The 14,948-nt window shown below is 57.2% G+C and carries 17 protein-coding genes and 1 pseudogene; 16 read left to right on the top strand and 2 right to left on the bottom strand.

The genetic code is table 11. From position 1 onward, the window contains the following. The 11 genes from ACA044_RS13435 to ACA044_RS13485 all read left to right on the top strand — a co-directional run bounded on the left by ACA044_RS13435 (position 1) and on the right by ACA044_RS13485 (position 9,089). Entirely contained in the window at positions 1-435 is a 435-nt protein-coding gene (locus ACA044_RS13435; RefSeq protein WP_497446775.1) for a gp436 family protein, read from the top strand. Continuing rightward, positions 432-914 carry a Gp37 family protein gene (locus tag ACA044_RS13440; RefSeq protein ID WP_497446776.1) on the top strand — a complete coding sequence of 161 codons (483 nt, stop codon included), beginning with the start codon at positions 432-434 and terminating at the stop codon, positions 912-914. The genes ACA044_RS13435 and ACA044_RS13440 overlap by 4 nt, the downstream gene beginning before the upstream one ends. Next, on the top strand, positions 911-1,144 hold the full coding sequence (locus tag ACA044_RS13445; RefSeq protein ID WP_497446777.1) for a hypothetical protein: 234 nt from the start codon (positions 911-913) through the stop codon (positions 1,142-1,144). Before ACA044_RS13440 ends, ACA044_RS13445 begins: the two co-directional genes overlap by 4 nt. Positions 1,145-1,150: 6 nt before the next feature. Beyond that, on the top strand, positions 1,151-2,575 hold the full coding sequence (locus ACA044_RS13450) for a phage tail sheath subtilisin-like domain-containing protein (protein WP_497446778.1): 1,425 nt from the start codon (positions 1,151-1,153) through the stop codon (positions 2,573-2,575). Continuing rightward, positions 2,576-3,100 carry a phage major tail tube protein gene (locus tag ACA044_RS13455; RefSeq protein ID WP_497446779.1) on the top strand — a complete coding sequence of 175 codons (525 nt, stop codon included), beginning with the start codon at positions 2,576-2,578 and terminating at the stop codon, positions 3,098-3,100. A gap of 163 nt (positions 3,101-3,263) precedes the next feature. After that, a complete protein-coding gene (locus ACA044_RS13460) occupies positions 3,264-3,578 on the top strand; it encodes a phage tail assembly protein (RefSeq protein WP_497446780.1) in 315 nt (104 codons plus the stop codon). Positions 3,579-3,774: 196 nt separating this feature from the next. Next, on the top strand, positions 3,775-6,366 hold the full coding sequence (locus tag ACA044_RS13465; RefSeq protein WP_497446781.1) for a phage tail tape measure protein: 2,592 nt from the start codon (positions 3,775-3,777) through the stop codon (positions 6,364-6,366). Continuing rightward, a complete protein-coding gene (locus ACA044_RS13470; protein ID WP_497446782.1) occupies positions 6,366-7,247 on the top strand; it encodes a phage tail protein in 882 nt (293 codons plus the stop codon). The genes ACA044_RS13465 and ACA044_RS13470 overlap by 1 nt, the downstream gene beginning before the upstream one ends. After that, complete coding sequence (locus ACA044_RS13475; protein ID WP_489837093.1) at positions 7,247-7,453, top strand: tail protein X; 207 nt, start codon at positions 7,247-7,249, stop codon at positions 7,451-7,453. Before ACA044_RS13470 ends, ACA044_RS13475 begins: the two co-directional genes overlap by 1 nt. Continuing rightward, the gene (locus ACA044_RS13480) at positions 7,441-8,556 is read left to right on the top strand and encodes a phage late control D family protein (protein WP_497446783.1); all 1,116 of its coding nucleotides are present in this window, start codon (positions 7,441-7,443) and stop codon (positions 8,554-8,556) included. The genes ACA044_RS13475 and ACA044_RS13480 overlap by 13 nt, the downstream gene beginning before the upstream one ends. After that, the gene (locus tag ACA044_RS13485; RefSeq protein ID WP_497446784.1) at positions 8,556-9,089 is read left to right on the top strand and encodes a phage baseplate assembly protein V; all 534 of its coding nucleotides are present in this window, start codon (positions 8,556-8,558) and stop codon (positions 9,087-9,089) included. The genes ACA044_RS13480 and ACA044_RS13485 overlap by 1 nt, the downstream gene beginning before the upstream one ends. Positions 9,090-9,106: 17 nt before the next feature. Here ACA044_RS13485 and ACA044_RS13490 read toward each other — a convergent pair whose 3' ends face one another. Further along, positions 9,107-9,676 (bottom strand): hypothetical protein, encoded by a 570-nt coding sequence (locus ACA044_RS13490; protein ID WP_497446785.1) that lies wholly within the window; start codon positions 9,674-9,676, stop codon positions 9,107-9,109. Between the two features lie 307 nt (positions 9,677-9,983). On the opposite strand from ACA044_RS13490, the gene ACA044_RS13495 reads away from it, so the two are divergent. The 5 genes from ACA044_RS13495 to ACA044_RS13515 are packed head-to-tail and all read left to right on the top strand — an operon-like array spanning position 9,984 to position 13,844. Beyond that, complete coding sequence (locus ACA044_RS13495) at positions 9,984-10,361, top strand: GPW/gp25 family protein (RefSeq protein ID WP_497446786.1); 378 nt, start codon at positions 9,984-9,986, stop codon at positions 10,359-10,361. After that, the gene (locus ACA044_RS13500) at positions 10,345-11,466 is read left to right on the top strand and encodes a baseplate assembly protein (RefSeq protein ID WP_497446787.1); all 1,122 of its coding nucleotides are present in this window, start codon (positions 10,345-10,347) and stop codon (positions 11,464-11,466) included. Before ACA044_RS13495 ends, ACA044_RS13500 begins: the two co-directional genes overlap by 17 nt. Continuing rightward, positions 11,459-12,040 carry a phage tail protein gene (locus tag ACA044_RS13505; RefSeq protein WP_497446788.1) on the top strand — a complete coding sequence of 194 codons (582 nt, stop codon included), beginning with the start codon at positions 11,459-11,461 and terminating at the stop codon, positions 12,038-12,040. Before ACA044_RS13500 ends, ACA044_RS13505 begins: the two co-directional genes overlap by 8 nt. Then, positions 12,040-13,341: a glycine-rich domain-containing protein gene (locus ACA044_RS13510; RefSeq protein WP_497446789.1), complete on the top strand. Its 1,302-nt coding sequence runs from the start codon at positions 12,040-12,042 to the stop codon at positions 13,339-13,341. Before ACA044_RS13505 ends, ACA044_RS13510 begins: the two co-directional genes overlap by 1 nt. After that, positions 13,335-13,844: a DUF4376 domain-containing protein gene (locus ACA044_RS13515; protein ID WP_497446790.1), complete on the top strand. Its 510-nt coding sequence runs from the start codon at positions 13,335-13,337 to the stop codon at positions 13,842-13,844. The genes ACA044_RS13510 and ACA044_RS13515 overlap by 7 nt, the downstream gene beginning before the upstream one ends. 200 nt (positions 13,845-14,044) lie before the next feature. On the opposite strand, the pseudogene ACA044_RS13520 reads toward ACA044_RS13515, so the two are convergent. Next, positions 14,045-14,791 (bottom strand): annotated as a pseudogene (locus tag ACA044_RS13520) (aminotransferase-like domain-containing protein); the annotation flags it as partial. Between the last annotated feature and the right edge of the window lie 157 nt (positions 14,792-14,948).

Below are 14,948 nucleotides of genomic sequence, written 5' to 3' on the forward strand. Positions count from 1 at the left end.
ATGCGCTACTGCACTCGCACCGATATCGGCAAGGCCATCCCTGAGCAGATCCTGCTTCAGCTCTCCAACGACGACCCCGCCGCCATGGAGCCCAACGAGGAAGTCATAGAGGATAGCGTCCGCCAGGCTGAAGAGCTGGTCGATGGTTACCTTCGTGGTCGCTACGACCTGCCGCTCAACCCGGTCCCAACCGTATTGCGCGATGCAGTGGTGTACCTGGCGCGGCACTGGTTGTATCAGCGCCGCCCCGAAGGGGCATTACCCGATCCCGTGAAGGACAGCCGCAAGGACACCATCAAGCTCCTGGAAAGCATCCGCGACGGCGTAGTCACCCTGGGCATGCCTGGTGGTCAGGCCGCGCCAGAGCCTGGTGAGATCCGTTTTCGCGCACGTAGCCAGCAGTTCAGTAGCGATCTCTGGGAGCGCTACAGATGAACCAACCCAAAACCCAAACCGAGCAACTGATGGAAGCCATGCGGGCGCGCCTGCAGGAGACCTTTGGCAAGGTGCTGGCGGTCGAGCTGTTCCCTGAAAATCCATCGGGCTACCGCCTGAATCACTCTCGGGGCGCGATCTTGCTGGCCTACGGCAAATCAACCTTCGGAGGTTCCGAGGCTGGAGACTCGATGTTTCAGGCACGCAACATCGTCATCAGGCTGACCCTGGTGTTTCGCCAGCTCAATGGCAAGGACGGGGTGATCAGCTACCTCGACCAGATCCGTACCTGCCTGACGGGCTGGTTTGCACCGCATTGCGATCAGGCCTGCCGTCCAGTTGCCGAGCAGTTCATCGGCCAGATGGGAGGGCTCTGGCAATACGGTCAGGACTTCGCCCTTCGTGCCACTCAACTGCAAGTCATGGAGCCCAAAAGCGGGCCTCTGCTTAAACAAGTTCGTTTTGAGGAAGACCAATGAAACTTACCCGCTACATCTATAACGGCCCGCAAAGCGCCACCAACCTGCGGGTAGGCGAAGCCCGCGAACTACTGGAAGTGCAGCTGCTGCCGGGAAAACCCGTCGATCTGCCGGCCGACCACGAGTACACCCTGGTGCTGCTGGAACTCAAGCACCTGGTGCTTGCACCGTCTGACGCGAAACCTGCCGGCAAGACTGCAGCTACGCCTCAGAAAACTGGACAGGAGTGAAGCCCAATGGCTGCTAACTATTTGCACGGTATTGAAACCACCGAGGTCGAGAATGGCCCTCGGGCCATTCGGGTGGTCAAGTCGGCGGTGATCGCTCTGGTTGGTACAGCGCCTATCGGTCCGGTCAATGAGCTGACTCAGTCGTTAAATGAAACAGACGCCGCTCAGTTCGGATCGCACCTCACCGGCTTCAGCATTCCTGAAGCCCTGGAAGGCATCTACGACTTCGGCACCGGTACGGTGCTGGTGGTCAACGTGCTCGATCCGGCGGTTCATCGCACCAACGTCGCTGACCAGGAAAAGCAGTTTGGTGATAACGAACTGCTGCAGCTGGAGCACGGCGCGCTGCAGCTGCTGACCGTCAAGTCGGCGGATGGTGCCACCACCTACGTGCTGGGCACCGACTACACGGCTGACATGCTGATCGGTCGGGTGAAACGTCTGGCGACCGGGAGCATTCCCGCCAATGCCCAGGTGAAAGCGGATTACACCCACGCGGATCCGAGCAAGGTCACTCCGGCCGATATCATCGGTGGTGTCACCGTTGCTGGCCGGCGTACTGGCTTGAAGGCTTTCCAGGACAGCTACAACTTGTTGGGGTACTTCCCGAAAATCTTTATTGCGCCGGGCTTTAGCAGCCTGAACTCGGTGAGTGTCGAATTGATCATCTCGGCCGTGCAGCTCAGCGCGTTTACATACATCGATGCGCCTATCGGGACCACGGTCCAGCAAGTTATTGCGGGGCGCGGTCCGGCCGGTGCCATCAACTTCAACACCAGCAGCGACCGTGTGCGTCTGTGCTATCCGCATGTGAAGGTGTACGACGCGGCAACCGATGGCTCGCGCCTGCAGCCATTGTCGATCCGCTTAGCAGGTCTGCGGGCGAAGATCGACAACGACAAGGGTTACTGGTGGAGCATGTCCAACCAGGAACTGGTTGGCGTGATTGGCCTAGAGAGGCCATTGACGGCGCGGGTGGATGACCCGAACAGTGAAGTCAACCTGCTCAACGAAAACGGCATTACCACCGTCTTCAACTCCTTCGGCACCGGTTTACGTGCGTGGGGTAACCGTTCCGCCGCCTGGCCTACCGTGACCCACATGCGCAATTTCGAAAACGTGCGGCGTACCAAGGACGTAGTGGACGAGTCGATCCGCTACAGCTCGCTGCAATTCGTTGACCAGCCTGTTACCGACTCACTGATCGACAGCATCACCGAAAGCGTCAACCTGTTTATCCGCAAGTTGATCGGTGACGAAGCGTTGCTCGGTGGTGAGTGCTGGTATAACCCCGCCCGCAACCCGCAAACCGAACTGGAGCTGGGACATGTCCTGTTCAGCTACAAGCTAGGCGTTCCTGTGCCGTTCGAGCGTGGCACATTCGAAACTGAAATTACCGGGGAATACCTGGTCAACCTGGGAGCTGCATAAATGGCCGGTTTTAGCGCACACCGTATTTCCAACGCCAACATCTACATCGACGGCGCCAGCTTCTTCGGCAAGTGTGAAGAGATCGATCTGGGCTCGATCAAAGCCGTGATGAGCGACTTCCAGGGGCTGGGCATGGTCGGCCTGATCGAGCTGCCGGATGGCATCGATAAGCTGGAGGGAAAGATCACCTGGAACAGCCTGTACTCTGATGCGGCGAAGAAGCTGGTAAGTCCATTCAAGAGCATCCAGCTGCAATGCCGCTCCAACGTCCAGGTGTTCAACAACGGTGGTCTGGTCGATGAGATCCCTCTGGTCACGATGATGACCATCACCGGCAAGGAGTATCAGCTGGGCAGCCATAAACCACGCGACCCGACCAAGTATGAAACTCAGTTCTCGGCCACTTACGTGCGCCAGGTACTCAACGGTGACGAAGTGGTGTTGCTGGATTACCTGTCCAACATCTTTCGGGTCGGCGGTGAAGACCAGTTATCCAAATACCGGAAGAACATCGGCCAGGCCTAAGGACTAGCTCCACGGACTGGAGCCGCCAGGACGGCAACCCGAAGCCCCGCCATCGTGCGGGGCTTCGTCTTTAAACTCGATTAAAAGTCATCGCCACGGCCAGGTGCGATGCTCAGGGCTCATTCAAAGCAGTCGATTAAACCGACAACCTGGAGCAACAAAGATGGCCGAACCAATCAGCTTTACCCTCAAGTTTCCCTTCCAGAGTGCCGGCGGCGAGAAGATCTCGAAGCTGTCCATCAAGCGCCTGAAACGCAAAGACATCAGCACCGCCCAAGCAGTCACCAAAGACGAAGCCGCAATGGAAGACGTACTCGTCGCCAAAATGCTGGGTATCACCATCGAGGACCTCGGCGAGTTCGATATCGCCGACTCTAAGTTAGCCACCGAGGTGTTGCGGGAAATGGCTAGCGGCGGAGACCTTGCTGCAGTCCTGGGACGAGGCGTTGTTGCTGGTGTTGAGGATGCAGCCGTCTGAGATTGCACGATTGGACATGGTTGAGTATTGGCGCTGGGTCGATGTTTGTGAGCGTGAGATCAATCGGCGGATCGAGGCTGCTGAGAGGATGAATAGCTGATCAGCCGCCACGGCCAACACCATGTTCGCTAGCAACACGCCGCCTTCTGCAATAGAGGGCGGCCCCCAGCAATAGTCGCCCCTCGTTGAGAAATTTATGGCCAGTGAAGTTCGGGTTGGATTAAGGATCGGGGCTGCAATCTCCGGCACCCTGAGCGGTGCATTCGGTTCGGCCAGATCGACAGTACAACAGCTCGGTCGCGCGACTGATGGTCTGACGGCGAAGCAGAAACTCATCGGCACCGAACTTGCCGCATCCCTGGCGCGTGGTGCTACTGGCATCGAACGTATGCGCCGGCAGTACGATCAGGTCGGACGGACGATCGATCAACTCAAGGTCAAACAGGATCGTCTCAATACCAGCATCGCTCGTGGCGAAACCCTCAAGAACAAGCGCGGTGAGTTACGTGGCCAGGCGATGGAGACGGTCGGTACAGGCGTTGCACTTGGTGCGCCAGTTGTTCAGTCGATGCGTACCGCCATCAACTTCCAAGATCAGACTCGCGATATCGCTATCACTGGTGGCTTTGATGAGGCCGAAGAGGCTCGTCTAAGTGACGTTATGCGCGGGGCGGCGTTGAAGTGGAATCAGACACAAACCGAAGTCGCCAACGGTACTGCAGTTTTGATTGCTGGGGGAATCGCTGATGCCAAGGCATTGGCAGATTATGCTCCGGTAATGGCTAAGGCAGCGACTGCTACTCGGGCCAGTATGGATGACCTCGGGTCGGTGGCTATTGCCCTGAATGACAACTTGGGTATCGGTGCCGCTGGACTAGAACGCTCAATGAACATGCTGGCCTTTGCCGGTAAGAGCGGGCAGTTTGAGCTTGCAGACATGGCCAAATGGCTGCCGCAACTTACTCCCCAGTTTGCTGCCCTGGGCGTAACTGGCGAACGTGCTGTAGCGGAGATCGGCGCATCTCTGCAGATCGCTCGTCGGGGCGCCGGCAGTAACGATGAAGCTGCTAATAACTTCAAAAACTTTCTATCAAAAATTACTGCGCCCGAAACTCTTAAAGCATTTGAGAAATCCGGCATTGACCTTAAAAGCAGCATGAAGAACTTGGTCAGCGAGGGACTTTCACCCGCTGAGGCGATGATAAAAATTCTGACTACTCATCTCGGCACAAAAGCACCGGCAGCTGCTGCTGAGTATGGAAAAGCGTTAGATCTCCAGGATGAGCAAGAACGTCAGACGGCGCTGGCACGACTGGATGAAGCCTATAAGCTTGGCGAGCTGTTTGCCGACCAACAGGTACTTTCGTTTATTCGGCCCGCTCTTGCTAATCAGAAGGACCTTAGTGGCATTCAATCAGGTAGTAAGGATGCAGCTGATAAAGGTGTGCTCGATCAGGATTGGACCAAACGCATGGGCAGTTCTAAGGAGCAACTTAAGGCTCTGCAGATCAACCTTGCTGATATTGGAATTTCTGTTGGCAATGCACTGCTACCTGCTCTGGCAGATGTGAGCAAAGCAGTTGTGCCCGTGATGCGTTCATTTGCCACCTGGGCCGGCGAAAACCCTGCGCTTATCAAGGGTGTCGTCGGCCTGGTCGGTGGTCTCCTGCTCAGTAAACTGGCGTTCATCGGTGTTGCCTATGGGGCCAACCTGGTGCTGTCGCCCTTCGTGGCAATGACCACCACCGTCAGAACGCTGTCTGCCAAATGGACGTTACTCCGTGGCCTATGGCAAATGGGGAAATTCGCGCCGCTGGTCTCTGGCCTGTCCCGGATCGGTGGTGGTTTGCTCACAGTGGTCAAGTACAGTGGTTTGTTCCTGCGCGGCTTAACCTTTGCGCTGGGCGCGCCGCTGATGATGGTGGCGCGAGGCGGTTTGTTCTTGGGCAAGATCTTCGGCGGCACGCTGTTGTTCGGATTGAAACTTGCTGGCCAAGCCATCCTCTGGCTTGGTAGAGCCTTGCTGATGAACCCCATCGGCTTGCTGATCACCGGTATCGCTCTCGGGGCTTATCTGATCTACCGCTACTGGGAGCCAATCAAAGGGTTCTTCGTGGGCCTTTGGGGAGAGATCAAGGCCGGCTTCAGTGGAGGCCTGAGCGGTATCGTCGGACTGATCGCCAACTTCTCGCCGCTGGGTCTTTTCTACAGAGCCTTCTCTGGGGTGATGAGCTACTTCGGAGTTGAGCTACCCGGCAAATTCAGCGAGTTCGGCGGCATGATTGTCACGGGCCTGGTCAACGGCATCAGCAACATGGCCACGTCGCTGAAAGACAGCGTAATCGGCATCGGCTCATCGGTGAAAGGTTGGTTCACCGAGACGCTTGGCATCCAGTCGCCGAGCCGCGTGTTCATGGGGTACGGGGCCAACATCAGCGAAGGCGCTGCCATTGGTATCAGTTCGCAATCTGGCCTGGTGCGCCAGGCCGCGCTCGGTATGGCTGCGCAGTCGGGTGTTGATCTTGCCCCACCGAACCCGGCCAATGTATCCAGGGCGAGCATGATGGGCAATGGCGGCGGCATGTCCGCTGGTGGTTCTCCAGGTGCAGGCGGTCAGCCTGTCTTTTATTTCTCCCCTCAAATCACCGTACCTGGCGGCACCGAAACTCAACAGCAGGTTCAACAGGGGTTGCAGGCCGGTTACACCGAGTTTGTGCGGATGATGGATCGATACATGCACGACAAGAACCGGCGTAGCTATGGCCCGTCTGATGGAGGGCTGACTTGATGTTTGCCATCCTGGGCGATATCGAATTCACCGTTGCTGGTGGTATCACCGGCATGGAGCAAAGCAGCTCGGCCGATTGGGCCGAGCATGCGCGTATCCAGGGCAAGCCCTTGCTTGAATGGGTTGGCGAAGGGCTAGACGAGTGCAACCTGACCATCGAGCTGCATCCTGTCCTGGGCGATCCCGAGGAAAGGTTGCGGGCGCTGCGTCTGGCCAAGACCAAGCACGAGCCTCTGGCGTTCGTGATGGGCTCTGGCGAGTACCACGGCGCCTATGTCATCACCAACATCGGCAACACCATCCGCCGCGCCACTGCAACGGGTCAGATCAGCTCTGCAATGGTTCAGCTGAGCCTGAAGGAATACACCGGGGCTTTCACGCGCAAGGTCGCTCGTCCGGGGCTACTCGACACTGCTTTGAGCGGCACGCCTGCAGCTGCAGCAGGGTCGCCCGGACTTATCTCGCGGCTGATGCCATCCCCCAGCACCGTCCAGGCGGTAATTGGTCACGCCAAAACAGCCGGCAATATGCTGAAAGCCGGTCAGAACCTGTATGAGACGGTCAAGAGCGGCAACGCCTCGATGATCCTTGGCCAGGTTCCCCAGTTGCTGGGTGTCACCGCCAGAGCTATCGAGCCGTTGCAAGGGCTTACGGCAGCCGCGGGCCTATTAGATGACGGCGCCGATCTGGCGCGGCTAGGGGAGGACGTTCTGGGCAGTGTGGCCGGGGCCCGGTCCGCCCTCAATCCAGTTGACCTGGGAAACATCGTGGACCGGTTCACCGCGTCCCGCGAGTCGCTTGACCAGGCGCTTACCACCATGAACGGTGCCAGCACCCGCTTGGCGGGACTGGCAGCACAAGTTCTGACGAGGAAAGCCTGATGTTTCTTACCCATGTCACGACTGAAGGTGAACGTTGGGACCAGTTGGCATGGCGGTACTACGGTGACGCTCATCGGTATTTGCCGATCGTTCAGGCCAACATGCATGTGCCGATCACCGGCGCCTTACCGGCTGGGTTGACCCTGGCCATCCCGCTGCTTGATCCCGTGGCGACAACCGAGGATCTGCCACCATGGATGCGATGATCCCCAAGCAGGTGCCAGAAGCGCGTTTTGTGCTGACCTACCAGCAGAGCAATATCACCCGGAATGTCAGCCTGCACCTGCTCTCACTGACTTATTCAGACTTTCTCACTAGCGAGGCCGACAGCTTGGAGGTCGAACTGGAGGACACCGAGGGCCAATGGCGTGATGCCTGGTATCCAGGTCATGGTGACACCTTGTCCCTGGCAATTGGCTGGGAAGGTGAACCGTTGCGCACGCTTGGTCGGTTTGAGATCGATGAGGTAGAGCTGAATTGCCCACCGTCGACCATCACCATTCATGCGTTGGCCACCGGCATCAAAGCGTCATTGCGTACCACCGAGCATCGCGCATACGAAAACACCACGCTGGATGCCATCGCCAAGCAGGTGGCTGACCGTCAAGGCCTGGAGCTGATTGGCAGCATCGAACCGATCAAACTCGACCGGCTGACTCAGCAAGAGTCTGACTTGACCTTTCTGCGCAACCTTGCCGGCGAGTACGACTATGCCTTCAAGGTCACCGGTAGCCGCATGGTCTTTCACGCTATCAGTGAGCTGGCCAAAGGATCGCCGGTAGCAACTCAGGTGCTCCAGGATCTGGCCAGCGTGAGGTTGCGCGACACGATCAAGAGTGTGCCTCAGGCTGTGGAGGTCAAACACAAAGAGCCGGCGAAGAAGCAGTTGATCGCCTACAAGATCGACAACGACGGCAAGACGGTCGCTGTACCCAGTAGCGTGAGCAAGGCCACCACCAGCGGTGACACGAAGAAGAGCCGCAAGCGCAGCGCCTCGGCCGAAGAATCCAAAGCAAAAGCCAAGGCTGAACTAGCCAAGGCCAATCGCGAGCGAACTACTGGCAGTTGGACCGCCATGGGTCGCCCGAACCTGGTCAGCGGTAATATCGTGACTTTGGCTGCAGCGGGCATGTTGGGAGGCAACTATTTGATCATGTCCGCGCAGCACCGAATGACCCGCAGCGGCGGTTACACAGTGGATCAGTCTCTCTGCCGCATTTCTGCGCCCTTGATCTCGATGAGCCAGGACAGCACAAAACCCGACTTGGCGTTATCTACCTACGGTATTCAGCAAGAGGTGGTTGCCTGATGGGCGTTCAACTGGAGTACGGCGAAGTCAGCGCCGTGGACTGCATGACCTGCCGTATCCGGGTGCGCCTCGATGACCGTGACGGTATTGAGAGCTACTGGCTCAACGTGCCTCAACGTAACACCCAAGGGACCCAGCGCCGGCCGCTGATGCCAGAACTGAATGAGCAGGTCGCGGTTCTGCTGGATGCTGACGGTGTGGGTGGTGTTTACCTTGGCGGGATCTACTCGACGGCTGAGCCGCCACCTGTGGTCGACGAGGACACAGACTATGTGCGATTCAGTGACGGGACGGTCTCCACCTACGACCGTGCGGCCGGGGTGATGACGTTGGATTGCGTAGGGGCGCTGCTGGTGAAGTGCGGCCGGAATATCACGGTCGAAGCCGGTGAGCCGGTAGTGGTGAAGGCGCCATCAGCGACTCTGGATATCCCACAGGTTACTTTGAATGGCAACCTGCAGGTGAATGGCGACGTCAGTGCCACAGGAGCTGTCATGGATGTGGGTGGCAATTCGAACCACCATAGCCATTAGTCTTGTTGATAGCTCAGCTAGAAGTAAGCGTTAAATTGTGCAACAACAAGCGCAGTGTACCTGTGCAAATTCATCAACATTGGCCCAATCGGTTCCAATCGGTCTTCGTATTGGATAGCAACGATGGCGTGTGCATCGTATTGACCACTAACTGATTCAACAGGGCAGGTTGTTCTTAACTCGATTAGCGTAACCCCGGCTTCAAGCGGGCCAGCCCAAACGGTTGCATCTGGCGGTACGTTCGCTGATGCGTCTTCATCTGAGTAGAAATGTACAGCCATGTTATGAGCCAGTTCAGTAGGTGCAATCAATACGACAGAAGGCACTCGATGCTTGTCGGTATTGCTTAGCCACTGAAGGAGGACAAGCGGATCGTTAGCTGCAATTCCAAACTCAGGAGAGCCATCCCGTTGGAACGGCTGCAAACGCTCTATCAGATCAACTGATGCCTGAGGTAACTGATTGATACATCGACGCCCATTGGAATTATACGAGGCTTCGTCGGTGAAAATCGGAAATGCAATTCTCCCAGGAAACGCTGGCGGATCGCATTCAAGTCTCGCTAATGCATACGCAAGATTATCCAAAGCACTCCTTAGGTTATGGACACACTCTCCGATGACTAGCCCCCAGGTATCCAAGGGTGACGGCTCAGGAAACTCATTCAAAATCAGCTGAAATCCAAGTCGTCCATCCCTAAGACGGCATTCGGCGGTTATGGGATTCTCACTAACCCATTTCACCACGGAATCCGATAACGACTGAGCTTGTAACTCCGCGCGAGCAAGCTTCATTGCAACTGATCGGCATAACTCATGCATTGGCGACCTCTGCCCTAGGTGTCTTTAAACTCGATTAAAAGTAGTCGTCTTTCAGTGTGTTCACTATAAACGCATGACGACTCCTACTTCCTACACAAACATCACCGCCGCCCACTGGCAGCCCGCCCTTGGTAAATCCGGGGATGTTGTCGAGGGCCTGCGCGATATCGACCAGTCCATACGAATCATCCTCACCACGCCCAAGGGCGCCGACGCGCATCGGCCGGACTTTGGCAGTGACCTACATTTTTATATCGATTGGCCTGTTAACCGAGTGACGCCGCACCTGGTGCGTGAAACGGTCGACGCACTACGTCGCTGGGAAACCCGCATTTCAGTCGTGCAGGTAAAGGTGCAGATCGAAGGAGCGCAGATCAGAGTGCGGGTGCAGTGGCGTGTTGCGGATGGTGTCGCCCAGTTGACCGAGGTGCCCTATGCGCGAGCTGCCTAAACCAGTGTTTGTCGAGATCGATCCGGCTGCTACCGAAGCCGCTCTGATTGCCCGCTATGAGGCCAAGTCAGGGAAAACCCTGTATCCCGCTCAGATCGAGCGGCTTTTTATCGACCTGATTGCCTATACCAAGACACTCTCGGACATGTCCATCCAGAATGCCGGCGAGCAGCTTCTGGTGCGCTTTGCAGATGCGCCGATTCTGGATTACCTGGGCGAACTGGTTGCAACCCCCAGGCTGTTGGCTGCCCCTGCACGTTGCCCGATACGCTTCAGCATGCCAGCCGTACTGCAGCAACCTTTGCTAATCCGTGTAGGCACTCGGGTTAGCACCCAAGACGCCAAGATCACCTTTCTGACTGACCAGGATGCAATTATTCCGGCAGGCCAAGCTCAGGTAAACACCAATGCTACCTGTCTTGCGTCCGGTGTGGTTGGCAACGGCTGGGCCGTTGGCCAGATCAGCAGCATCGGTAACCCACCTGCAGAAGGTCTGACGGCAACAAACACCAGTGTCACCGCCGATGGGGCCGAGGACGAAGATAACGACCGCTACCGTGAGCGGATCATCCTGGCCCCTGAAGCCTTCAGCAATGCCGGCAGTCGTGGTGCTTATAGATATCACGCCCTGGCGGTGCATCAGTCGATCATCGACGTCGCCGTGCATGGACCAGACGAAGGGCAACAGGATGGCCATGTGGCTTTGTTCCCGCTTACCACCACCGGCTTGCCAACGGTCGATCTGCTGCAGCGGATTAAAAGCCAGGTCTCTGGCGAAAAAGTACGTCCGTTATGCGACACCGTAAACGCTCTCGCGCCCACCGAAGTGGCTTACCAGATCAAGGCTCGCTTGACCTTTTACGCCACAGCAGATCGAGCCGAAGCGATGAAAACGGCCAGGGCCGCCGCCGAGGCGTATGTGGTCGATCGTCGTGCCGGGCTCGGCCGTGATCTAGTCCAGGAGCAAATAACCGCATTACTGCAGGTGAACGGCGTCTATCGCGCTGAACTGGAGTTGCCCAGCGCCTGGCGAGAGTTACAGAGTAATGAGTGGGCCAACAACACGTCGATCCTGCTGGAGGATGCAGGGGTGGCATATGGCTGAACAACAACTACCGCCAGCCCTGGCTGGTGACGAACGTTTCGCGTTGCTCTGCGAGTTGCTCAAAGAGACGTTTGACAGCCTGGATATCAACGCGATGTTGGTTTACATGGTCGACCTGGTGAAGCCGCGACTGCTGCCCGTCCTGGCCGATCAGTTCTCTCTAATCGACGAGGCAGCCTGGCTGTTGGCCGAGTCTGAGGATGCCAAGCGCAACTTAATCAAGAGTTCGGCCGAGCTGCATCGATTCAAAGGTACGCCTTGGGCTATCCGTGAAGTTATCCGCCTGCTGGGCTTTGGCGAGGTGACGATCCAGGAAGGGCTTAACAACCAGGTGCGCGATGGATCGATCACCAGGGATGGAAATTATGTCCATGGTGATCCTGGCGCGTGGCCCCTCTATAGAGTCTTTCTCAAGCGCGTAATTACCAATGACCAGGCAGCGCTATTGCGCCGTCTACTACTTTCCGTCGCCCCAACGCGTTGCCGCTTGGTCTCGCTCGACTATCAGTCAGTGGCAATCAGGCACAACGGGTTTGCTCGTCGCGATGGGCAATACAACCATGGGAGCAGCTGATGGCTGATTTACCAGAAATAAATGAATGGCCGGAAGGCATCTATCAGCTTGAGACTTCCGACCCTGTGTTGGGTGGACCGGAAGGTATCGACAATCTGCAAGCCAAGCAGCTGGCGAACCGAACGAAGTGGCTCAAGGATCAGTTAGGTAAGGTCGTCGAGGGCGTCACCGCCGTTGGCAGTGCGCTCAAACTGACGACACCACGCGCCATGAAGTTTAAGGGGGCCGCCACAGGCAGCGGGAACTTTGATGGGAGCGCTGATCTAGAGGTTACGCTGGCTTTGGCAAATAGTGGCGCTACCGCTGGGAGCTTTGACAGGGTGACTGTGAATGAAAAAGGTCTGGTAACAGCAGGCAGCAATAGCCCTGTTGTCGTTGTTTCAACGTCCAGAACGTTGACTTCTGACGAGCTGGGACTAGTTCTGATCGACTCAAACGCAGCTCCTTTGACCATTCAACTACTGCCAGCTGATTCTACGTTGGGCGTCCGCGATGTGATTGTTCGTCGCGCCGATAATAGTGGTAATCGTCTGGTGGTAAAGGCTGGAGGCACTGACAAAATCATGCTCGATATGACCACCTCGTCGAGCGGTCAGGTATCGACCGAACTTCTGTTTGCCGGTGACTACCTACATCTGCGTAGTGACGGTACGGGTAAGTGGTGGTGTGTTGGTCAAGCGCTATTGCCAGGAAGTATTGCGTCCGGACTTGTCGGCTACCAAGTGGCGGGAGCCTTTACCTATACCGTTCCGGCCGTGCTACGCAGTGGACGCCGTAAAGGGTATGTGAAAGTAGTCGGTGGCGGCGGTAGCGGACGCAATAGCTCTACGTTTGGCGGCGGCGGTGGAGGTGGAGGTGTTGCTGAAGGTTTTCTTGATCTTACCGGCGTGCAAACCGTTGCAGTTGCTGTTGGTGCCGGTGGTGCCGGAGTTGCGTATGACTCAAGCAATGGTGTGGGCCTAAGTGGCGGTACATCGTCATTTGGCAGCTATATGTCAGCTACTGGGGGCACCGGTGGTGATACCAGTGGACAGGGAGGCCGAAGCGGTAATGGTGCGGGTGGGACGCTCAACTATGGTCTTGGGGACGGGCAATCAGGAGGTCGAGGGGCGACTTCCACCTATGGTATTTCCGGGGGCGGCGGCGGACCAGGCGGCTCAGGCGTCGTGGTAAGTGCTGCCAACGCGTCCTTGACCAATTTGCGGAATGGTCAGGGGCCTGGTGGCGGCGGTGGTGGACGAATGGATAACGGCGGGTTTTCTGGTGCCGGACATGACGGAGAGGTAACTATCAAATGGTGACAAAGGTATGGTCCAGGATTGAAAACGGCTTAGTAGCCGAAGTCACCGACATCGACCCCGATGGTCGGTTTCACTCATCGCTCCATTGGGTTGCCTGTCCGGAGAACGTAAAGCCTGGCTGGATGGCTGAATCGTCCAACGGCGCAGTAGTGTTCAGCGAGCCTAAGGGGAGTGCATCAGACTACATCGCCCTAATTGCCTCCCGCCGATATGCGGCTGAGGGAGCAGGAATAACCATCAACGGCATGTTTATTGATACTGCGCGAGACAGTCAGGCCCTGATCACAGGGGCGGCGCTAGCTGCCTTGCGTGATGCTGCCTATAGCTGTCGATGGAAGACGCCCTCTGGTTTCATAACGCTGGATGCGCCCACGCTCTTGTCGCTGGCTGGCTCCGTGCGTGCGCATGTGCAGGCGTGCTTTGATCGCGAAGATGAGCTGCTGACGGAAGTGGCAGACGGTGACTTCACCATCTCCATGCTTGAGGAAGGCTGGCCCTCATAAGCGCACTAGGGAAATTTAGCGTGTAAAGACAATCCACGAGATCCCGCATTGGCGTCGTGAGAGTCGGACGTATCGAACAGGCGAAGATCAGGATGAAACGACGATGGCCAAAAGGGACCTTCTTTATGTAATTCTTTTGCACTATGTGAAAATCTTTCTACGTTAATTTATCGCGCATTAAAGCCCGAATTTTTCGCGCTGCGCATCACCTCGGGAATATGCTCGACCTGAATGCCTTCTGCGTCCACCGGTACGCCGACCACTGTCGCGCCATGAGTTGCGAATAACAGGCGCGCTGGTGGGTAACCGGGGTCTTCCATGGCCACGAGGCTGCACGGTCGGGTCAACACCCGGGAAATCAGGTCCAGTGCCTGCTGCGCGCCGTTGCACACCACTACGTCTTCGTCCTGACAGTTGACCCCGCGTGAAAACGCGATGTGCCGTGCAATAGCATTACGCAGCGCCGGCAAGCCTTCAGGCTGGCTGTAGAAGCCCTTGGAACCGGCGATCTGGCGCAAAGCATGGGAGGTGCAGCGGCGCCAATCGTCCTGCGGAAACTGGCCTTTACCGGTGGCGCCACCGATGAACTCGTAACGCAGCGAGCCTTCCAGCGTCGGGTGACGCAAGAATGTCGGCAGGTTGCGCCAGCTCTCGATGACCTCAAAGCTGGCCAGCTCCGAATGGCTCTGCTTGCGGACGATTTTCGCCGCTCGGGCATTGACGTAAGTGCCTTTGCCGATCACCCCGGTGAGGAAGTTTTCGTAGGTCAGTTGCGCATAGGTGTCGGAAATGGTCTTGCGCGAGATCCCCAGTTGTTCGGCCAGCAAACGGCTGGGCGGCAGCTGCGTCCCGGCTGCCAATCGGCCCGATTCAATGGCGCTGCGCAGTTGCCGGTACAACTGGCCCGCCAGGTCCTTGCGGCCGTTGATGACAACATGAAGTTCCATACCGGCGGGGCTCCTTGGGCGATTGAGGCGACTGTGCGTCGCGCCAGATTACCCCCATGAACGGCTGCACAGAAGTTGCGTGGGCGAAAAACCTCCGATTGGCCTTCTGCCGGGCGGTCCACGGTTTTTTCGTCGAATTGGACCTGTGACGCCCATG

This window comes from Pseudomonas sp. LBUM1673 (genome assembly GCF_059695645.1).